This is a genomic window from Clostridia bacterium (assembly GCA_024685775.1).
Taxonomy (GTDB): domain Bacteria; phylum Bacillota; class Clostridia; order Christensenellales; family CAG-1252; genus CAG-1252.
In genome coordinates this window covers 34,970-55,879 of record JAIKVL010000002.1, presented here as the reverse complement: position 1 = coordinate 55,879, position 20,910 = coordinate 34,970, and the positions used below count along the sequence as shown (strand labels likewise).

The following is a 20,910-nucleotide window of genomic DNA, read 5'->3' as shown; positions in this document are numbered from 1 at the left end:
TTATTTTTCCTCGATATATCCGAGAACTTTCGAAAGAACTTCATCGATTGAAAGCCCGCTTGTGTCGATATAGACGCTGTCCTCCGTCCTTATAAGCGGCGCGAACGGACGATGGCTGTCGTTATAATCTCTTTGCTTGATATCTTCCAAAAGCACGGAAAAATCGACCTTTTCCCCTTTCGCTTCGAGTTCGAGAAGGCGGCGACGGGCGCGGACTTCGGGCGACGCGGTAATGAAGAATTTATACTTTGCGTTCGGCAGGACGTAGGACGTGATGTCCCTTCCGTCGAGTACGCAATCGTATTTATTCGCGAGCGCGCGTTGCATTTCGACGAGTTTCAAACGGACGTCCGGGATCCTCGAAATATCCGACGCCGCTTTGCTCATTCTGTGTTCGCGGATCTCTTTCGAGACGTCGACGCCGTCCAAATAGACGTGTTGAACGCCGTCGATATAGCGAATATCGAGGTCTACGCTCGGAAGAAACGCCTTGACGCTTTCCGCGTCGTTTACGTCAACTCCGAGGTAAATGCTTTTCAGCGCGACGGCGCGATACATTGCGCCCGTGTCGAGATAGGTGATATTCAATCGTTTCGCCAATTCTTTGGCGATCGTGCTTTTCCCCGCTCCGGCGGGACCGTCTATCGCGATATTGATCATATTTCTTCTCCTTTTATAGTCGATTGTAACATAGAGGCGTCAAATTAGCAAGCGTTTGCAGCGGCGGTTCCCGCAAGGTACCCCGTGGAAAACGCGATTTGAAGATTAAAACCGCCCGTCAGAGCGTCCACGTCCAGTAACTCGCCCGCGAAATACAACCCGTTGACGAGTTTGCTTTGCATATCCTTCGGATCGACCTCGCTCGTTTTAACGCCGCCGGAGGTAACGATCGCTCCGTTGAACTCTTCGAAATCGTTCGGAATAATCGGGAGTTTTTTGATTACGGAGACGAGATTGGCTCTTTCCTTTTTCGTAATCTCGTTACACGCTTTGTTTTCCGATACGCCCGATTGATCGAGAACGAACGGAATCAGCGAACGCGGCATCAAGGAAGCGAAAACGTTTTTCACGCTTTTATTCGGCGCGGCGGAAAATTCGCGAACCAAACGCGCGCTCAACGTTTCTTCCGTAAGCGCGGGCTTCAAATCGATCGACAGATTGATCTCTTTCAAATCGAATTTATTGATTTTGCTGGATAGCGTCAGGACGAGCGGCCCCGAAATCCCGCTATGCGTAAAGAGCATTTCCCCGAATTCGGAATAGATCTTTTTTCCTTTCTTATATGCGGATAATTCGACGTTTTTTAAAGATAACCCCGCCAAATCGTCGGGGATATCCGCCCGAATCCCGACAAGAGCCGGAAAGAGCGGCGTGACCGTATGCCCGAAAGCGCCCGCGAATCGATAGCCGTCTCCCGTCGAGCCCGTCGCGCGGTAGGTTGCGCCGCCCGTACAAAGGATGACTTTATCGAAATCGTATTCGCCCTTTTCCGTCTTTATATGGAAACGATCGTTTGTTTTTTCGATTTTGCTGACGCCTTCGTTCAATTTGATCTCGACTTTTGCGTCCGATAGCATCCTTTTGAAAGCGTTTATAACGTCGGACGATTTATCGGAAACGGGAAAAACTCTTCCGCCCCGCTCCGTTTTCAGCGGAGTTCCGTAGGACGAGACGAGTTTCATAAGATCGAAAGGAGAAAGCGCGCCGTAGGAAGAAAAGAGAAAGCGCGGATTGGTGACGACGTTATTCATATGTTCGGAAATTTCCGAATCGTTCGTCAGATTACATCTGCCTTTTCCGGAAATAAAGAGTTTTTTCCCGAGTTTTTCGTTTTTATCGAAAAGCGTAACGCGCGCGCCGTTCTTCGCCGCGGCAAAAGCCGCCATCATTCCCGACGCTCCGCCGCCTACGACCGCTATAAGCATAAAGTACACTCCCCGATCTTTCCGTAGATCTCGAAATCGGTGTCCTGAATGCGAACGGGCGTTACGGTGATATATCCTTCTTTAATCAGTTCGACGTCCGACTCGGGCGAATTATCCAAAGGCAAAGGTTCTCCGAGCAAAAGATAGCCGCTTCCGTCCGAATTCTCGCGCAGTTCGTAGCGATCGCTGAATTTGCGAAGACCGAGCGTCGCGAAACGGACGCCTTTGATCTTCTCTTTTCGATTGGACGGGAAATTGATGCTGTAACAAACGGTGTCCGAACGGCGAAGCGACAAAAGCGCGTCGAGATTTTTTTCGATAAAATGCGCGGGATAGGTAAAATCATCCGCGTTTTCTTTGCCGATCGAGATCGCGAAAGACGGGAATCCCAAAAGAACGCCTTCGAGCGCGGCGTTCACCGTCGCGGAGTAGACGACGTCCGTTCCGAGGTTATGGTCGTCGTTAATGCCGCAAAGGATAACGTCCGGAAGCGCATCTTTCATTAAAACGTTGATCGCGAATTTTACGCAATCGCAGGGCGTTCCCGTCAAAGAGTACGCCCGAACGGGCAACCCGAGATTATAAGGCGCGTAGGAAATCGTCTTTTGAAAAGAAAGCGAATGACTGAACCCCGACTGTTGCGTGTGGGGAGCGACGACGGTGACTTCGTGTCGTTTCGAGAAAACTTCTGCGAGCTTGTGAAGCCCCGCCCCCTGAATACCGTCGTCGTTTACGATCAAAATTCTCATATAGTAATTATAGATAAATATTTATAAAAATTGCAACCTTTTTTATTCGCCGAGCGATTTGAGATAGGCGATCTCCTTGTCCGTCAGATAGCGAGCGGTTCCGCGGGTCAAGCCGCCGAGCGAAAGATCCCCGATCTTTTTTCGGCAAAGGAAAACCACGTTTTTGCCGACCGCTTCGAAGATTTTGCGAACCTCGCGATTCTTTCCTTCGGTAACGGTGATCTCAATCTTCGTAAAGGGATCCTTGACTTCTTTGATCGAGAGTTTCGCGGGTGCGTAGCGCGTCCCGTCCAGCCCTTTTACGCCGTTTCGGATCTTTTTAACGTCGTTTTCTTCGATCGTGCCTTCGATTTTTACGAGATAGGTTTTCGGAACTTCGTAGCTCGGATGCGTCAAAATCTGCGCGAGCGCGCCGTCGTTCGTTAAAAGCAGAAGTCCTTCGCTGTCGTAATCGAGCCTTCCGACCGGGAAAAGTCCGCGCCCCGAGAATTGCTCCAAATAATCGTAGATCGTTTTCCTTCCGAATTCGTCCTGCGACGAGGTAATGCATCCTTTCGGCTTATTGAACATTATGTAGGTATAACGGCGAACGGGGACGATCTTTCGACCGTCCACGAAAACGGAATCGTTTTCGACGTTTACGTCCAATCCGCATTCGGTGATTTTCTTTCCGTTGACGGAAACTCTGCCTTGTTTGATCATCTCGTCCGCGCTTCTTCTCGAAGCAACGCCCGATTCCGCGATATATTTATTGATTCTCATAGTTTTCTCCCATAGAAAATCATACTCTATTCGCGGGGATTTATCAAGCGTTTTCGGAAGTGTCTTCTTTCGGCGGGATCGCAAAATGCTTTTCAAACAGAGACTTTGATACGCCGTAGGTGTCGTAGACGTTCAGAACGACGCAAACGAGGTTTACGCCGCCTTTCGACGCGGAAGAGACGAGGCACCTGCCGGAATGTTTCGTGTAACCGGTTTTCACTCCCGTCGCGGGTTCGTAGGCGTACAGCAACTTGTTTTTGTTATAAAAAACGCCTTTGGCGCGCTCTCCGCTTTCTTTTTCAAAAGAATACGAGTGCGTCTTGGTTTTGCAGATCGCCGCAAAAATCGGGCATTTTAAGGCGTAAGCCGTGATGAGAGCCATATCGCGCGCCGTCGAATAATGTTTCGCGTCGTGCAGTCCGTGCGGGTTGGTGAAATTGCTTTTCGAAGCGCCGATCTTCTTTGCCGTCTCATTCATAAGCGCCGCGAACTTTTCTTCGCTTCCCGAAGTCAGGATCGCAAGCGCGCTTGCCGCGTCGTTTCCGCTGCGAAGCATCAATCCGTATAACAGATCGAGAATTCGCCATTTCTCTCCTTTTCGTAAATAGATCGACGAACCTTCGATACCGACCGAAATACTCGGGATCTCGCATAAAGAAAAAACGTCGTTGTTTTCGATCACGCAAAGCGCGGTCAAGATCTTCGTCGTGGAAGCGATCTCCATCGAAACGTCCGGATTCTCCGAATAAAGGATCTCGCCCGTATCCGCATTCATCAAAAGAATCGCGGACGATCGGTTATACCCTTTCGCAACCTCCGCGACGCCGAAAAAGGACGCGATCCACCCGAGGACGATCAAGCAAACGAGCGCGATCAAGAATCTTTTTTCTTTGAAAACAGTTTGGCGACCGAACTTGCCACCGCGATCCATTTGTTTCCCTCCTCTCCGGAATCCGCTTTGATAAAAGCGTTTGCGTTTTTGCCGAGAAGCAAAAAGCCGATCGGCGTGATCGAAGCGCCTGCGCCTCCCGCGCCGGCACCCGAAAAATCGCCGTTGAATTTCTGCAATCCGTATTCTCCGCCGCCCGAAACCATTCCGATCGTGACTTTCGAAACGGGTAAAACCATCGTCCCGTCCGGCGCGTAGATCGTCTTCCCGATCACGGTTTCGCCGTCCGCAAGGCTTTTCAGGTTATCCAGCGTTTTATCCATGATATTTCCTATAACGTCGTTTTGCATAGTTTTCTCCGTCGTTAGTATGGACGATCGACGACAAGAGTTTGACGATTGAAGTAAAAAAACAAATGGAAAAGTTTACCGTCGTTTGATTCGACGAAAAACACGGGAGAACGAGGATCTTCCCTTTATCCAAGAGCTTTCGTTTTTCGAGAAAATCCAAGATTTCGCCCGTAAGGGTCGCCGCCGCGCCGCAGGAATAAGCGAGGGTTTCCGCATCTCCGCCGAGATAAATTTTTACCGAAATATCCGCAAATCGAATCGAATCAAGCGAAAACGGGAGTTTGATCGTCTTCTTTTTCTTTTTTCTGCGCTCACTACCGAACTTTTTCCCCTTTTTCCCGTAAATCGAATAATAGACTCCATCGTCGGAAAAATACAGGAGCAACGAAAAAACGCGAACGCGAAAGAAACGAACGGCGACGAACGCCGTCTTCTTTTGAAGGCAAAAGTCTCCGTCCACCCGAAAAACAAAGGGCGCAAGGAGGATCAAAAGCGTAAGAACGATCGTAAAAAGTGCCGTCACGATTATAGTATAAAAAAATTCTCCCGATCTATCCGAACGGAAGAATTCATTATAACGGTTGATTTTGCGGTTATTCTTGATCGGCTGCTACTTCGATTTCGACGCCCGAAAGGTCGACTTCGACCTCCTCTTCCGAGGGCTTTTCGAATTTGATCTCCTCTCCGACCGCAAGCATCGGCGCGTCGACTTCGTTAACGGCTTTCTCCGGGAAGAGTTCGAGAGACTTTTGCAAACCTTCGTCCAAAACCTTGATCCTCTCCTGCACTTCTTTGACGGAAGGCAATTCGGAAAGGTCTTTCAACTGAAATTTTACGAGGAAATCTTCGGTCGTGCCGTATAAAAGCGGGCGACCGATCGCGTCTTTCCTGCCGACGACTGCGATCAAATTCGCCTTCAAAAGCATCGAGATCGCGTAATCGGAAGACGCGGAACGGATATCGTCGATTTCAAGTCTCGTTACGGGTTGTTTGTAAGCGACGATCGCCATAACTTCGAGAAGCGAACGGCTGAGTTCGCGCTCTTTTAAGGGCTTCAAGACTTCCGCCACCGTCTCGCCGACGTCCGGCGCGGTGACGAAACGAAGCGTGTCGTTATTCTGTATGAAGACGATACCGCCCTTTTCCGGCGCGTATTTTTCTTTCAGATCTTCGACGATCGCGTCCAAACGCTTTTTCGTCACGTCGAGCTTTTCCAAAATCTCGGCTTTGGTAATTCCTTTACCCGAAGCGAAAACGATCGCCTCAATTGTACTCATCAGGTTGTTCATCGAATACCCCCTCGTAGGAAAGATTTTCAGCCCCGGCGCGGATCGTTATTTTAATATCTTCGAAAGGCTTATCTTGCGTCGCTTCGGCGAATTGCTTCTTCAAAAGTTCGAGAAGCGCGAGAAACGTGTTGATTTTTTCGCTGTCCGTGTAGTCGTCGTCAAACAGCGAAAAGAACGTCAATTCGCGTCTTTCGATCAAGGCGGCGGCAAGCGATTTCGTCTTTTCCCCGACGGTAAACCTGTCTTTGACGATGACGCGCGGCTGAACGACGGTCGCTTTGGTCTCCGCTTTATGCATGATCTTCGCGAACGCGTCGAGTAAATTATTCAGTTTGAAATTCTTTAAAAGAATACGGCAATCCTTTTCGTCGAACTCGGGTTCGCGGAAAAAGCGATTGGTCGTTTCGGTGATTTTGAGCTTTCCGGCGGTTTCCTTGATCAAATCGTACTCTTCCAAAAGAAGAATGATCGAGTTTTTGTCCTCTTCGAGGACGACGTCCTCTTCTTCCGTCCTCGGAAGGACGCTGCGGAGTTTAATGTCGAGAAGCGTCGCCGCCATTCCCGCGAAGTTGCTCGCCTTTTCAAGATCAAGCTCGCGCATTTGCTCGACGTATTTCAAATACTGCCCCGTAATATTGGAAACGAAGATGTTTTTGATCTCGATCTTCGCTTCTTTGAGCATATGTAACAAAAGATCGAGAGGACCTTCGAAATCATCCAACTTGAATTGGAAAGTTTCTTTACTGTCGGCGAAAAAATCTTCCATCAGCCAAGCAAACCTCCGATTATTTTATAGAAAAGATCGAGGATCCCGTTTTGGATCCAAGAAAGATACATCCCGAAGACGTCGCCTTGCGGGAATCCGAGCCTTTCGCAAAGAAAACCGATCGCAACGATACCGATCAAAATGTATTGCCCGTAGCGACGCATAAAGCGGACGTACCCGTTATTATAAGGAGTCAAGGACTCGACGACGTGAAACCCGTCCAGCGGATAGATCGGAAGAAGGTTGAACGCGATCAAAGCGACGTTGATAAGCATCGCGTATAACGAAAAGTACAAAAAGAAAAACAGCAAGAGTTTAACGGCTCTAACCGCGCTGACCGCCGTAAAATACAAATATCCGAACCCGACGAGCATTCCGAACGCGATCAACGCTTGCGCGAGGTTGGACAAAACGCCTGCGATCGAGACCCAAAACAGCCCTTTTCGGAGATTTTTGAAGTTGTACGGATTGATCGGAACGGGTTTTGCGAAACCGATCCCTACGAGAATAAACATTAAAAAGCCGAACGGGTCGAAATGCGCCACGGGATTCAACGTCAACCGTCCTTGGATCTTCGCGGTCATATCCCCCATTTTGTACGCGGCGAAACCGTGCGAAGTCTCGTGAACGGAGATTGCGAGAAGCGCGCTGAAAACGAACGCGCACAAAAGCAAGATCTTTTGCGCCGTGTCGTAAATTGAACTGAAAAGAATGTTTGTGATCATAATCTACCTAAAATAAGTATATTTGCAAAAAATAAAATAGTCAAGGATTTGCGGCGGCGAAAAAGAAAACGAGAGTTCGTTCACTCCCGTTTTCCGTTTCTTTTCTCAGTTACGCCCACTCTCCGAGGATCTTTTGATAACTGTCTCCTATGGTCGCCTTCCCGACCTTTTCCAAAGCGACGATCGGAACGGTTACCGTTTTCCCGTTCGCCGTCAAGACGCACGATCCGACCGTTTGCCCGATCTCGATCGGCGCGCGAAGCGGGAGAAACTCCGCTTTTATATCGATATTATCGGATTTTTCACCCGTTTTCAGCAAGACGGACAGATCTTCGAGGACGCCGCAGGCGGCGGCATTCTTCGCGCCTCGTGACAACGGCGCGTAAAACGTGGCTTCCCCTTTTTTCAGGACGATCTCCGTTTTGTAATTCGAGAATCCGTAACAAAGGAGCCGTTTGCTTTCCGAGAATCTCGTCTTGGAATCGTCCGCGCCGATCACGACGGATATAAGTTTCGTGTCCCCTCTCGTCGCGCTCGCCGCCAAGCAAAACTTCGCTTCGCTCGTAAACCCGGTCTTTCCTCCGTCGCATTCATCGTAAAACCGAACGAATTTATTGGTGTTCGTCAGCGTCGTGATCCTGCCGTCGGGATGTTTGTACTCTTCGAGCCAGATCTTGCTGTAATCGTAATACCGTTCGTGAGACGTCAGAGCGCGAAGCATCAAAGCAACGTCGTGCGCCGTCGAATGCCCGCCCTCTTTCGGAAGTCCCGTCGCGTTCACGAAAACCGTGCGCGTCATACCGAGTTCTTTTGCTTTTTCGTTCATTTTTTCGACGAAACTTTCTTCACTGCCGCTGATCCTCTCGGCAAGAGCGACGCAAGCGTCGTTCGCGGAAACGACGATCACACCTTTCAAAAGATCGGTCACGGGATAGGATAAACCTCGATCGAGAAACATTTGAGAACCGCCCATCCCGGCCGCGGCGTCGCTGATCGTGATCGACTCGTCAAAGCGAAGAGAGCCCTTTTCGATCTCTTCGAAAGTTAAAACCGCGGTCATGATCTTCACCATACTCGCGATCGGGAATTCGTCGTTTTCCCTCTGCCCGTATAAAGTTTCGCCCGTTCGCTTATCCATCAAATAAGCGCTTCTCGCTTTTACGGGAGAAACGGAATCCGCCCGCGCCCCTTTGACGGGAACGGCGAGCGCGAAAAACGCAAATACCGCAAATATCGCAATCCAAACAATCTTTTTCATATTTTCACCTCGCGCTTAGTATGCGATCTCGGAGAAAAATTATCACAAAACGACGACCCAAAGATACGTAGCGCCGCAAATCACGACGAAAATCAAGAACAACGCGATAAAATATAGAGTCAAACATTCCAATAAATACGGTAAAATCTCGGTTAAAGTCTTGGCGTTCAGCGCAATCCCGCGGCACATCTTCCGCTCGGATATCTTAACGAACGTAAAAGCAAAAAGACTTACGCCGAGAAGAAACAGAGGCAATTCGACGAAGATGAGAGAAAGGACGGAACATCCGATCGAATCGGTCAAAAACGCCGTAGCGACGTTTCGAGCGACGAATCTTCCGTAAAGAACGAGCGCGATCGAAGGATAAAACGCCGAAAACGGAAGGAAAAAACCGAAAGAAGCGATCAAAAGATACAGAAAAAACCGCAAAAGATAGGAAAAGACGAAAGAAAACGGGGCGTAAGAAAGTTTGAATAAGCGAGCGAAAACCGAGTAAGGAGCCGCCTTTTCTCCGATTTTACAGGCGATGAGCGCGCCGAGCGCGGCGCCTGCGAACGCTAAAACAAAGGACAATGCAATGAGTTTCGAATTCTTCTTTACGCAGTTTTTTAAGTCGTTCAACAAAAGAAACGGCTTTGCGGAACAAATATGCGGCATAATTCATTCTATGCCGCCCCGCCGAGATCCAGAACGATTTACGACGGACGATCAGCCGACGGCAAACGGAAGCATCCAATCGATATATAAGCCGTAACCGAGTTTCGCGTCCGAAAGAAGGACGTGCGTAACCGCGCCGACCAATTTTCCGTCTTGCACGATCGGGCTTCCGCTCATTCCCTGCAAGATCCCGCCCGTTTCGGATAGGAGATCGCGATCGGTCACGCGGATCAACATACTCTTTTCTTTCGGTGTTTTCTGATTTTGCAATTTAACGATCTCGATCTCGTACATTTTCGGCTCTCCGCCCGAGATCGTCGAATAAATCTGCGCTTTCCCTGTCTTTACCGATCTTTTCGAACCCAAAACGACTTTGGAAAGACCTTTCGTCATCGCTTGCCCGGCTTCTCCGTAAACGCCGAATCCGTTACATAGATCGATTTGTCCGATCGGGGTCAAACGATTTACGAATCGACCGATGAGCTCACCCGCTTTCCCGCCGTTCGCCGGTCGAAATCCGCTGATATTGCAAGAATAAACGGAGCCTCGGTCGGTAAAAAACGGTTTTCCCGTATCCGCATCCACGATCCCGTGTCCGAGCGCGCCGAAACGCCCGTTCGGAAGAACGAACGTCAGCGTTCCGATCCCGGAAATTCCCGTTTTCACCGTAATTCCGAGTTTCTTTAAGCCCGTTACGCTATCGGTGACGGGAGCGAGCGAGAATAGGAAATCCCGCTCCCCCCTCTTTACAGTCAAAGTCACGACTCCGTCCGAACCTTGCAAAGCGGACGCAAAATCCCTTACCCCGACGATCTCTTTGCCGTTCAGCTTAACGATTACGTCGTTCGTCAAAATTTCGCTGCCGCGAGCGGGACAAGCCGTCCCCTCATCGGTGATCACATCGACAAACCCCGTAACGATAAGACCTCGTTCGGCAAGTCCGATCCCGAGAGGCGTTCCTCCGAGATAAACTTCTCGCTCTTCCGCGAACGCAAACGTCCCGGTAAAAGTGAAACATAAAACGGCGATAACGACCGAAAACAGGATCAACCTGACTTTGTTCTTCATTTTGCCACCTCGGTTTTATGGTCTGCAAATACGGGATTTCTATTTGCGTATCATCGAATTTGTAATTGGTAAAATCTGCAAATTGATATGAAAATTTGTCTAAACTATTATAATTTAGAGAGGTTTTTATAACAATATAGCGAAATATAAAGTATTTTATAATAAAAAAGGCAGGCAAATGCCTGCCGAATAAAGATACCGTTAATTTGCTTTTTTCTGTTTTGCAAGATCTCGAAGCTCTTTTGCGTGCAATGCGCCGTAGGCTCCGACGCCCGCTGACAATCTTTCGATCTCTTTCAAAACGCCCTCTTCTTCGAGCGGCGTAACGGACGAAAGGGTCTTACCGTTCGTCGTCTTCTTTTCGATCAGAAAATGGCGATCGCTGACTGCGGCGACCTGCGGCAAATGCGTGATCGTCAAAACCTGTCTCACGCGAGAGACCAAAACCAATTTTTCGGCAACCACCTCTCCGATATGCCCGCTGATGCCTGCGTCCACTTCATCGAAGACGAGCGTTCCGATCCCGTCGAGACGAGCGGTGATCACTTTTAACGCAAGCATAAAGCGCGACATCTCGCCGCCGGATATGATCTTCGCAAGTTCGCGAAGCGGTTCCCCGGGATTCGGAGAAATCAAAAATTCAACCTTGTCAAAGCCGTTTTCCGTTAAAAACGCTTCCCCGGACGCGAAGGATACTTCGAATTTGCTTCCTTTCATCCCGAGTTCGGAAAGCTCCTTTTCGATCTCCGCGGAAAACGCCTTTGCCGTTTTCTTCCTTTTTTCGGATAGTTCCGCGCAGGCTTGCATCAATTTTTCATAAAGTTCGCCTTTTTTCTTCGTCAAACGCTCGACTTCTCCGTCCGCGTCGGACAAAACGGCGTATTCTTTTGAAAATTCGTCGTACGCGCGGAGGATTTCGGAAACGGTAGAACCGTATTTCCTCTTTAACGAACGGATTTGATCCACTCTTTTTTCGACGTACGCCGCCGTAGCCTCGTCAAAATCGAACGAATCGACGTAAGACGATAATTCGTCCGAAAGATCTTTAATTTCGGCGTAGGATTGATCCAAGCGATCGTAGGTTTCTTCGAGCGTTTTATCATAAGAAACGACCGAACGAAGCGCGTTCATCGCCGCGGAGATCGCGGACTGAACGCTGAAAGCGTCGTCACCGTTCATTGCGGACGCCGCGGTCGAGACGGCGGAAACGATCTTTTCCGAGTTTCGGAAGCGTTCTCTTTCGGCAAGAAGCTCTTCTTCCTCGCCTTCTTTTAACTCCGCAGCCGCGATTTCGTCGATTTGATAGGATAATATATCCATTTTTCGAGCGCGATCCGCCTCGCTTCCGAACGATCCGAGCGCGTTTTCGGTTTCTTTATAGCTGTCAAACAGTTCTGAGACGGTGTTTTTTAAACGCAAAAGACTCGATTCTCCGTATTTATCCAACAGCTCGATATGCGACGAAACGGACAAAAGAGATTGATTCTCGTGTTGGCTTAAAATATCGACGAGCAAACGTGTGACCTCTTTCAGCATCGAGAGCGTCGCGAGTCTTCCGTTCAAGCGAATCTCGCTTTTATTTTCGGTCATCGAACGGAAAACGATCAAGAGATCCTCTTCTTCGAGCCCAAAACCGACCATAACGGCTTTTGCCGCGGGAGAATCCGAGAGATCGAAGACCGCTTCGACCTCCGCCGTCTTTTCTCCGTGACGAATCAGCGTCTTATCCGCTCTCGCGCCGAGCGCAAAAGAAAGCGAGTCGATAATGATCGACTTACCCGCGCCCGTTTCTCCGCTTAAAACGTTCAGATTTTCGCCGAATTCGATCGTACATTGTTCGATCAAAGCGATGTTTTTAATGCGTAAGCTGCGTAACATAGCAAAAAATCAAAGATAAGAGCGAAAGGTGTTCGCAATCGCTTCCGCTTTCCCGGGTTCGGTTGCGATAAAGATGCAATCGTCGCCCGCGACGGAGCCTAAAACGCCTTCGAGATTAAAGTTATCGAGGATCGCGCAAACGGCGTTCGCGCTGCCCGCCAGCGTCTTAACGATAATTAGATTTTGGCTGACGGCTACGCTGTTGACCGTCTGCTTAAACATAATGGAGACCTTGCTTTCCGTGATCATCGTCGGCGCATCGGCTTGAATATAGCGGAAAACGCCGCCTTCTTTGATCTTTTTGAGTTGAAGCTCGTTGATGTCGCGCGAAACGGTGGCTTGCGTCACGCCGAAACCTTCCGCGTTCAGGAGTTCGACGAGCTGATCCTGCCTGCCTACGTTATATTTTTTAATCAATTCCAAGATGCGGAGCCTTCTGTTATCGCAAGACATTTTCAACCTTCCTTCGTCATTTTGTTTAACATCGTTTTATAAAAACTGCGCTTTTCCGTTCGAATAAACGCGGCGCATTTCCCGTCCGTCGAAACGCGGATATCGAATCCATCCATCGAAGAAAGGACGTTTGCCCCGTCGATCACCGCGATGCATTTTCCGGACGTCCGAACGGACACGTTTATGACCTCGTCGTCGGATAGGACCATCGGTCGGGAATGCAGGCTGTGCGGACAAACCGGCGTTACGACGTACGCAGGGACTTTCGGACTCAAAACGGGACCGCCCGCCGACAAAGAATACGCCGTGGAACCTGTCGGAGTCGCGACGATCACGCCGTCCGCGCGGTACATATCGAGCGAACCTTCGTCCGTCGAGATCTCTACGTCCACGAGATTGATCGAGTCCGCGCGCCCGAGAACGACTTCGTTCAAGGCGTAATAGACTTCTCCGCCGCAATCTACGCGCAAAAGTTTCCGTTCGTCGATCGAATATTCGCCGCGAAGGAGCTTGTCGATCGTCTCCGAAGCGGGACGCGCGGTTTCCGCGAGAAATCCCATCTTTCCGCAATTGATCCCGAGAACGGGGACGTTGACGATGCCCGTGCGGATGAATTTCAGGATCGTTCCGTCTCCGCCGAAGACGACGGCAGCCGTCGTTCCTTTCGAGAGAACGCCCGAAAAAACGTAAAAATCAATCGAACGAGCCGTAAGCTCATCCATGAATTCGCCCGCGATTTCACGCGCTTTTTTCTTTCCGTCATTGATAACAATACACAGTTTCATACTGAAATTATAACGCGATTATTCAGTATTTACAAGGAAAATATGCAAATTTATCGAAATATTGAAAAAAATATAAATTTTATAAAAGAAATCAGTTCAGACGAAATAAGATCGTCCGCTCCGCGTTTTTATCATCGAACAATTCGGGGACGGCGCAATCTCCGAAAAAACGCAATCCGGACTCTTTTGCCGCGAGAAGGACGCGCGCAAAGGCTTTTTCAATGGCTTTTTTATCCCTGACGACGCCGCTTTTCGGCAGATCTTTCCTTCCGACTTCGAACTGAGGCTTAAAAAGACAGATCAATTCGCCGTTTTCGGAAAGCAACGAACGAAAGATCGGGAAAAGACCGCAAAGCGAAATAAAGCTCAAATCGACCGAAATAAAGTCGAATGCCCTACCTCGGAAATGCTCGGCAAGATCCTTAGCATTGATTTCGTCCGCGATCTCGACGCGCGCGTCTTCTTTGAGAAAATCGGGAAACGCGACGTGCAGATCGACCGCCGTAACGCGTTCCGCGCCTCGTTTCAGCATACAATCGGTGAAACCGCCGTTTGCCGCGCCGACGTCCAAGCAAGATTTATTTTTCAGATCGATGTGAAAGAAATCCAGCGCGTTTTCGAGTTTAACGCCGCCGAGAGACGCGAATTTCAACGTGTCGACGACTTCGACGATCTCTTCCCCGGAGATTTCCGCGGACGGCTTATCCACGCGCTTTCCGTTGACCGAGACACCGCCCGTTTTGATCAAATTCGCCGCGCGCGTCCGCGAGAGATTATCTCTTTCCGCCAGAAAAACGTCCAGTCTCATACTCTTTTTTGATCTTAGCCGCGACGCTCTCCGCGTCGAGCCCGAAGAGACGCTGCAATTCGGAAACTTTTCCGAAAGTAACGTAACCGTCCGGCAAGGTGATCGCGGAAACGTCAAAACCGTTCGCGAGGAGATTTTCCGAAAGCGAACCCGAATACACGACGTCTTCCAAGACGAATAGTCTCGCGCCTTGAACGGACGAAAGAAATTCCGAATCGAAAGGCTTGATCGAGCGCGCGTTAACGACGCCGACGGAGATCCCGTCTGTTTCAAGGACGCTCGCCGCTTCCATCGCGTTTTGAACCATACGCGCGCCGTGGGCAACGATAAACGCGTTCGAATTTCCTTGCTTGATCGTGACCCAATGCGGGAAATCGGCGTTCGTCGGAATGCCCGTTTCCGCACTGCCTTTCGGATAGCGGATCACTTTGAGTCCGGGAACCGAGGCGCAGTATTCGAGCATTTTTTCGAGTTCTTCGCCCGAACTCGGCGAAAAAACGCGCGAGGAGGAAACGGATGAAAGCAGACAAAGGTCGTAGATCCCCTGATGCGATTCGCCGTCTTCCCCGACGATGCCCGCACGATCCACGATGAACGTTACGCCGAGGTCGTCCATCGCCACGTCGTAAAGCATTTGGTCGTAAGCGCGCTGCAAAAAAGTGGAATAGATCGCGACGTACGGCTTAAAACCTGCCCTCGCAAGAGCCGCAGCGACGGAAACCGCCGTGCTTTCCGCGATCCCGACGTCTATAAAACTATTCGGAAATCGATCGACGAATTCCGATAATCCCGTTCCGATCGCCATTGCCGCCGCGATCGCGACGATCTTATCGTCCTTTTCGCGAAGCTTTACGAGCGTTTTTCCGAAAACGGAACCGAACGAAACGCCGTCGCGCTCTCCCTTCGGAGGAACGCCGTGAAGTTTCAATGGGTTTTGCTCCGCGGGAAGATACCCTTTTCCTTTACTGGTTACGATATGTAAAACGACGGATTTATCCGAATTTTTCGCAGTTTCAAATGCTTTGACCAAAGAAGGAATATCGTGACCGCAAACGGGACCGACATAGGAAAGATCGTAATGCGCGAACGGACTCTCCGCCCCCTTCCTGAGCTTTGTCGAGCAAGGTTTTGCGCGTAGGGCTTTCAAATATTCCGGGACGCTTCCGACGCCTTCCGAGATCGAATAGGTATTATCGTTGAGAACGATGATCTGTTTTCCGATCGAGGACGCGAGATTAAAGCCTTCCGCGGTCTCGCCGTTCACCATAACGCCGTCGCCGAGGACAGAGATCACTTCGTAATTCTCGCCCGAGAGTTCTCGCGCTTTGGCGTATCCGCAGGCAGCCGAGATCGCGTTGCCCGCATGTCCGCCGACAAAGGAATCATACTTGCTTTCACTCGGTTTCGGGAATCCGCTGATTCCTCCGAACGTTCGAAGCGAATCGAATTCCGCGTTTCGCCCCGTCAAAATTTTGTACGCATAGGCTTGATGCCCGACGTCGAAAACGATTTTATCTTTTTCCGCATCGAAGACGTAAAGCAGCGAGACGATGAGCTCGACCGCGCCGAGAGACGCGCCGATATGCCCTCCGTTTTGAAGCGTAACTTCGACGATTCTCGATCTGACTTCCTGAGAGAGTTCGGATAATTCGGAAATATTCAGTTTTTTTACGTCATTGGGAAGATTTATTCTTTTTAGCAGCATCTTTCCGATCCTTCCTATCTTCTTTGCTGAAAATGCCCATAATACGAGCGGTCAGCATAACCATTTCTTTCGAATTTTTGATCGCGATCGTCTTTTCGAACGCCTTCCCGCCGACCGTGATCGCCGCGATCACCGCGCTTGCTACGATCGAAAACAAAAGTTGATATTTGTTTCCCGTAAATAAAACGATTTTCAAGACGATCGCCGCGGAACACGCGCCCGAAATAACGCCGCAGATATCTCCGATCACGTCGCAACAAATGCTGCTGACCTTTTCGGAGTTTTGGACGAGGCGCAGCGCCCTTTTGCTCGCGGGGACGCGCCTTGCTGCCATCGCGGTCAAAGGCTTCGGGTCACAATTCGTAACGGAGACGCCGATCCCGTCGAAAACGATGCTGATCACGATCAATAAGACGCAGATCAACAAAGCGACGACCAAATTACTTTTCGTTGAAACGATCTCGGTAAAAAAACTGAAAAAAGCGGACAACACAAGCGTTATGACCGTTACTTTCAATGGCCAAACGTTATGCTTATTACCCTTTTTCTTTCGCTCTTTCGGTGATGGTTCTTCCGAATTCGGGCTTGGAATCGATCCGTCTTCTTTCAAAAAAAATAACTCCTTTGAGAATCGGTGGTAGCAAAATAAGTAAACCTTGCGCCATAGGTCCAGTAGGCTTTCCCCAAGCGGAACGCGCCGTCGCCGAACGCGCAGTTTCCTTTTAATCCGCAGAGCGCGGGTCGCCCCAAACGCAACTGAATCACCACTAAGGTCGCACTATAATCCTTATCGTGCTTGATTTACAGTCTAGAAGATTTCCTTAACAGACCACACGCGACTTATCCTCTTTTGCAATTTAAGTTTCATGGGCAATCACCGGACTCCGTCTGCCGACGGAATCGGTGTGGTTCCCAATCCGCCTATTTCACTCAAGGCAGGCTACGCTGCACACAGCTTTGAGACCGCATTGCAGGTTTAATCCTAAACAGTGCCCGTGAGCGACCACCATATTAGGTCTCCACGAAAAGTGGGTCGGCTTCCGTATGCCGTTACGAAACGCCCGCAATTCTTAACTCCCAGCATCGACCCGAATTTGGGCAAAACGAGCCAACACAAGAAACTTCATCGATGTGCCCTACGGCGATATTTTAACCCCGCCCTCGTACGCGTATGTTCTGACTAGAATACTGCACCACCGTATAAATATATTATCATATCTTTTCCGAAATTACAATAAAAAAGCGAATTTCTCGGATCAACGCCCGTTATAAAGAGCCGTCAATTCTCGGATTTTTCTTCGTCTTTATCGGATTTTTCGGAATTTTCCTCCGAGAACGTCAAAAGATAATCGATCAAAGCGATCAGGTTCTCGCTTCCTTTTACGTTTCGAACGGTATCCTTTGCGACGTCGCGATTGAGCTCGACGAATTCTTTTGCGGACGCATTTTCAAAGGTTGCAAGCATCGTCAAACAAGGCTTCTTTTCCTTCTCGTCCACGCCCTTTTGATCCTGCGTCAAATCGTCGAGGTCGTCTTTCAGCTGAAATGCGACGCCGAGATAGGTTCCGCATTTCAAAAGCGCGGTAAGATCGTCTTCCGAAAGCCCGGCTGCAAACGCGCCGGCGCCGAGCGCAGCTTGAAACAATGCGCCCGTCTTTCCCGCGTACATATTGATAAAATCTTCGCGCTTGAACTGCTTTTTGATCTCTTCGTCGATATCGTAGCTTTGACCGCCGAGCATTCCCAAATACCCCGCGCGAACCATAATGCAGCTGATCGCCGTGATAAAACCTCCGATATTTTTCGCTTTAACGGCGTTTGCGAGCATATACTCGTAGGCGTAATTCAAAAGCGCGTCGCCCGCGAGAACGCCCATTGCTTCGCCGAATTCGGCGTGCGTCGCTTTTCTTCCGCGGCGATAATCGTCGTCATCCATACAAGGCAAATCGTCGTGAACCAAAGAATAGGTATGGATGAGTTCGACGCCGACCATAAGCGGGAAAACGTCGTCGTAGGTCAAGCCGCCCATTTCCGCCGTCAAAAGCACCATAAACGGGCGCAAACGCTTCCCGCCGCCCGTGACGGAATACCTCATGGCGGAGACGAGCGCGCCGCCTTTCAACTCGCCCATGACCTTTTCGAGATCTTTATTAAACTTTTCCGCAAATGCGGAAAGAACGTCTTTAATCATTGCCTTCCTCCACCTCGAACGCTTCGTCCGCAAGCTTTCCGAGTTCATCGTTCAAAAGGGTGATCTTACCCTTTCCTTCCTTTAAGATCGCGATCGCCTTTTTGGATAATTCCAAACCCTCGTTATAGAGTTCGATCCCCTTTTCAAGCGGAAGATTTCCGTTTTCCAAAGAATCCGAAATCGATTCGAGTTTCGCGAGAATTTCTTCAAACGTCATATCGTATCTCCTTTATTTGCGCTTTTAAAGCGCCGTCTTTCAAAATAAGTTCCATTTCGTCGCCGACTTGGACGTCCCGAGCGGAAGAAACGCGCCTTCCGTTAACGGATGCCGCCGCATACCCCTTCGCAAGTTCGGCAAGCGGATTTAATCCGCTCAAACGAACGAGGATCTTTTCGAGATCGCTTTCTTTCTTCCGAACAAACAATTTATGCGATCCGGAGAGTGCGGATAACAGCGAACGGAGTTTCGCCGAACCGCGTTCCGAAAGGAGCGAAGCGTTGCGCTCGATCGCCCGAACGACGCGCGTCAGATCTTTTTCGCATAACGCTTCTTTTTGTTGAAGCGAAAGTCCCATTTCGGAAAGCGAGTTGAAAATCGAAGAAAGGATCTCCGATTCGTCGTATGCGACGAGATGCGCCGCGGCTGTCGGAGTGGCGGCGCGAGCGTCCGCCGCAAAGTCGGACAAAGAAAAGTCCGTTTCGTGCCCGACTGCGGAAACGATCGGGGTTTCGGCTCGATAAATCGCCCTTGCGACAATCTCAGTATTAAAAGGCGCGAGATCTTCGAAGGAACCGCCGCCGCGCGCCACGATAATGACGTCGAACTTTTTATCCGTCCTTTCGATCGCGCGAGCGATCTCGTTTTCCGCGCCTTCTCCTTGGACGCGCACGTTGTAAACGTGAATATTGATCGAGCGATTGACGTTACGGATCGTCCGATAAATATCGCGGATTACCGCGCCCGTTTTGCTCGTGATCACGCAAACGTCTTTCGAAAATCGGGGAATAGGTTTTTTATGCGATTCGTCGAAAACGCCCTCTTTCGCGAGCGCGGCTTTGAGTTTTTCAAGCTCGACGTGCAGTTTTCCGACTCCGATCGGTTGGATCTGCGTAACGTTGAAAGAGAGTTTACCCGTCTTAACGTAATAATCCGGACTGCCCTTCAACAAGACGCTTTCGCCGTCCTTCGGAAGATACGTCCGCGCGTAAGAAAAGAGCGTGCAAGAAATCGCGGCGCTTTCCCCTTTCACGGTAAAATACGCGTGAGGACCGCTCACCCGAACGCCCGAAACTTCGCCGAAAACCGAAACGCCGATCAACATTTCCTCGGCTAAAAAGATTTGATGGATATATTTGTTTAACTCTTCGACGCTGAGCGCTTTATTGAACATTTCGTTTCGCCGCTTTGATCGTGTTCGTCATCAGCATCGCGATCGTCATGGGACCGACGCCACCGGGAACGGGCGTAATGAATCCCGCTTTCGGCTCGACGGACGCAAAATCGACGTCGCCGCAAAGCTTTCCGTCTTCGTCGCGATTGATACCGACGTCGATCACGACCGCGCCCTCTTTTACCATATCGCCAGTAACGAGTTTCTTTTTGCCGACCGCGACGACGAGGACGTCCGCCGTGCGCGTGATTTCACCGAGATTTACGGTTTTGCTGTGGCAGATCGTAACCGTCGCGTTTTGTTGCAAAAGCATTAAAGCGACCGGCTTCCCGACTTCGTTCGAGCGACCGACGACGACCGCGCGCTTTCCCGTCAGATCGATCCCCGTGCTTTTGATCAGTTGAATGATCCCAAGGGGCGTGCAGGAATAAAGCCCGCTTTTATCATCCGAAACGAGCGCACCGAGATTGGAATCGCTGAATCCGTCCACGTCTTTCCGAGGATCGATCAAAGGAATGATCCTTTTCGCATTGAGGCGCGAAGGAAGCGGCAACTGAACGAGGATTCCGTCCGCCGTCGGATCGGCGTTCAATTTCTCGATAATGCTTTCGAGTTGCGCCTGTTCGGTCGATTCGGGTAAACGATAGGATTCCGAATTGATACCGACCGCTTCGCAAGCGCGGATCTTATTGCGAACGTAGATCGCGCTCGCGGGATCCTCGCCGACCATAATAACGGCAAGTTTGGGCTTTCTGCCGAATTGCATCGCAAAATAAGCGCACTGCTCTTTCAGTCTTTCCTGCAAAGCGTTCGCGATCGCTTTTCCGTCGATGATTTTAGCCATTTTCCCTTACCTCCTTATTGATGCTCGCAAGCACGCCGTTTACAAAACCGCTGCTTTTGCTCGTGCTGTATTGTTTGACGAGATCCACCGCCTCGCTGATCGAAACGCCGGCGGGGATTTCGGGCTCGTAAGAAAGCTCGTAGGCGGAGACGATCATCGCGATCAGATCCGCTTTGACGAGACGATCCGCCGAGGCGTACCCGGTGGTGTATTTCAAGATCAGGTTCGAGAGTTCGTCGAACTTTTCCGTGATCCCGAGGTAGGTATTTTTGACGTAGGTTTTATCGTCTTCGGACAAAGTCGCGTCGGATAAAAACATTGCTTCGGTCACCTCGTTCGGGACGCGGGAAAAGGAATATTCGAAAACCAATTTGTATAAAATTTCTCTTGCGTTCTTTCTGCTCATAATTATTGATT

General features: G+C 49.9%; 24 protein-coding genes. All 24 read right to left on the bottom strand.

Annotated elements, in window-relative coordinates:
- The gene (gene cmk, locus K5753_00465; GenBank protein ID MCR4725684.1) at window positions 1–660 is read right to left on the bottom strand and encodes a (d)CMP kinase; all 660 of its coding nucleotides are present in this window, start codon (window positions 658–660) and stop codon (window positions 1–3) included.
- A gap of 44 nt (window positions 661–704) precedes the next feature.
- Entirely contained in the window at window positions 705–1,925 is a 1,221-nt protein-coding gene (locus tag K5753_00460; protein ID MCR4725683.1) for an NAD(P)/FAD-dependent oxidoreductase, read from the bottom strand.
- Window positions 1,916–2,674 (bottom strand): 5'/3'-nucleotidase SurE, encoded by a 759-nt coding sequence (gene surE / locus K5753_00455; protein MCR4725682.1) that lies wholly within the window; start codon window positions 2,672–2,674, stop codon window positions 1,916–1,918. Before surE ends, K5753_00460 begins: the two co-directional genes overlap by 10 nt.
- Window positions 2,675–2,716: 42 nt before the next feature.
- The gene (locus K5753_00450) at window positions 2,717–3,436 is read right to left on the bottom strand and encodes an rRNA pseudouridine synthase (protein MCR4725681.1); all 720 of its coding nucleotides are present in this window, start codon (window positions 3,434–3,436) and stop codon (window positions 2,717–2,719) included.
- A gap of 43 nt (window positions 3,437–3,479) precedes the next feature.
- Entirely contained in the window at window positions 3,480–4,367 is an 888-nt protein-coding gene (locus K5753_00445) for a D-alanyl-D-alanine carboxypeptidase (GenBank protein MCR4725680.1), read from the bottom strand.
- Window positions 4,310–4,675 (bottom strand): hypothetical protein, encoded by a 366-nt coding sequence (locus K5753_00440; protein MCR4725679.1) that lies wholly within the window; start codon window positions 4,673–4,675, stop codon window positions 4,310–4,312. The genes K5753_00445 and K5753_00440 overlap by 58 nt, the downstream gene beginning before the upstream one ends.
- The gene (locus K5753_00435; GenBank protein MCR4725678.1) at window positions 4,641–5,198 is read right to left on the bottom strand and encodes a hypothetical protein; all 558 of its coding nucleotides are present in this window, start codon (window positions 5,196–5,198) and stop codon (window positions 4,641–4,643) included. The genes K5753_00440 and K5753_00435 overlap by 35 nt, the downstream gene beginning before the upstream one ends.
- A gap of 70 nt (window positions 5,199–5,268) precedes the next feature.
- Window positions 5,269–5,964: an SMC-Scp complex subunit ScpB gene (gene scpB, locus K5753_00430; protein MCR4725677.1), complete on the bottom strand. Its 696-nt coding sequence runs from the start codon at window positions 5,962–5,964 to the stop codon at window positions 5,269–5,271.
- Entirely contained in the window at window positions 5,939–6,730 is a 792-nt protein-coding gene (locus K5753_00425) for a segregation/condensation protein A (protein MCR4725676.1), read from the bottom strand. The genes scpB and K5753_00425 overlap by 26 nt, the downstream gene beginning before the upstream one ends.
- Window positions 6,730–7,455 (bottom strand): site-2 protease family protein, encoded by a 726-nt coding sequence (locus tag K5753_00420; GenBank protein MCR4725675.1) that lies wholly within the window; start codon window positions 7,453–7,455, stop codon window positions 6,730–6,732. The genes K5753_00425 and K5753_00420 overlap by 1 nt, the downstream gene beginning before the upstream one ends.
- Window positions 7,456–7,564: 109 nt before the next feature.
- Window positions 7,565–8,713 (bottom strand): D-alanyl-D-alanine carboxypeptidase, encoded by a 1,149-nt coding sequence (locus tag K5753_00415; protein MCR4725674.1) that lies wholly within the window; start codon window positions 8,711–8,713, stop codon window positions 7,565–7,567.
- Window positions 8,714–8,755: 42 nt separating this feature from the next.
- Window positions 8,756–9,370 (bottom strand): hypothetical protein, encoded by a 615-nt coding sequence (locus K5753_00410; protein ID MCR4725673.1) that lies wholly within the window; start codon window positions 9,368–9,370, stop codon window positions 8,756–8,758.
- A 51-nt stretch (window positions 9,371–9,421) separates the two neighbouring features.
- Window positions 9,422–10,438, bottom strand: a complete 1,017-nt coding sequence (locus tag K5753_00405) for a SpoIVB peptidase (protein MCR4725672.1) — start codon at window positions 10,436–10,438, stop codon at window positions 9,422–9,424.
- A gap of 201 nt (window positions 10,439–10,639) precedes the next feature.
- Window positions 10,640–12,316 carry a DNA repair protein RecN gene (gene recN / locus K5753_00400; protein MCR4725671.1) on the bottom strand — a complete coding sequence of 559 codons (1,677 nt, stop codon included), beginning with the start codon at window positions 12,314–12,316 and terminating at the stop codon, window positions 10,640–10,642.
- Window positions 12,317–12,325: 9 nt separating this feature from the next.
- Window positions 12,326–12,769, bottom strand: coding sequence for an arginine repressor (locus tag K5753_00395; protein MCR4725670.1), 444 nt, complete (start codon window positions 12,767–12,769; stop codon window positions 12,326–12,328).
- A 2-nt stretch (window positions 12,770–12,771) separates the two neighbouring features.
- Window positions 12,772–13,554, bottom strand: coding sequence for an NAD(+)/NADH kinase (locus tag K5753_00390; GenBank protein MCR4725669.1), 783 nt, complete (start codon window positions 13,552–13,554; stop codon window positions 12,772–12,774).
- Between the two features lie 91 nt (window positions 13,555–13,645).
- Window positions 13,646–14,362 (bottom strand): TlyA family RNA methyltransferase, encoded by a 717-nt coding sequence (locus K5753_00385; protein ID MCR4725668.1) that lies wholly within the window; start codon window positions 14,360–14,362, stop codon window positions 13,646–13,648.
- Window positions 14,328–16,067 (bottom strand): 1-deoxy-D-xylulose-5-phosphate synthase, encoded by a 1,740-nt coding sequence (locus K5753_00380; GenBank protein MCR4725667.1) that lies wholly within the window; start codon window positions 16,065–16,067, stop codon window positions 14,328–14,330. Before K5753_00380 ends, K5753_00385 begins: the two co-directional genes overlap by 35 nt.
- Window positions 16,036–16,677, bottom strand: coding sequence for a CNNM domain-containing protein (locus K5753_00375; GenBank protein ID MCR4725666.1), 642 nt, complete (start codon window positions 16,675–16,677; stop codon window positions 16,036–16,038). The genes K5753_00380 and K5753_00375 overlap by 32 nt, the downstream gene beginning before the upstream one ends.
- 669 nt (window positions 16,678–17,346) lie before the next feature.
- Window positions 17,347–18,258, bottom strand: a complete 912-nt coding sequence (locus tag K5753_00370) for a polyprenyl synthetase family protein (protein ID MCR4725665.1) — start codon at window positions 18,256–18,258, stop codon at window positions 17,347–17,349.
- On the bottom strand, window positions 18,251–18,475 hold the full coding sequence (xseB, locus tag K5753_00365; protein MCR4725664.1) for an exodeoxyribonuclease VII small subunit: 225 nt from the start codon (window positions 18,473–18,475) through the stop codon (window positions 18,251–18,253). The genes K5753_00370 and xseB overlap by 8 nt, the downstream gene beginning before the upstream one ends.
- On the bottom strand, window positions 18,465–19,649 hold the full coding sequence (gene xseA, locus K5753_00360) for an exodeoxyribonuclease VII large subunit (GenBank protein ID MCR4725663.1): 1,185 nt from the start codon (window positions 19,647–19,649) through the stop codon (window positions 18,465–18,467). Before xseA ends, xseB begins: the two co-directional genes overlap by 11 nt.
- Window positions 19,639–20,493, bottom strand: a complete 855-nt coding sequence (folD, locus tag K5753_00355) for a bifunctional methylenetetrahydrofolate dehydrogenase/methenyltetrahydrofolate cyclohydrolase FolD (protein ID MCR4725662.1) — start codon at window positions 20,491–20,493, stop codon at window positions 19,639–19,641. The genes xseA and folD overlap by 11 nt, the downstream gene beginning before the upstream one ends.
- Complete coding sequence (nusB, locus tag K5753_00350) at window positions 20,486–20,899, bottom strand: transcription antitermination factor NusB (GenBank protein MCR4725661.1); 414 nt, start codon at window positions 20,897–20,899, stop codon at window positions 20,486–20,488. Before nusB ends, folD begins: the two co-directional genes overlap by 8 nt.
- Window positions 20,900–20,910 lie beyond the last annotated feature (11 nt).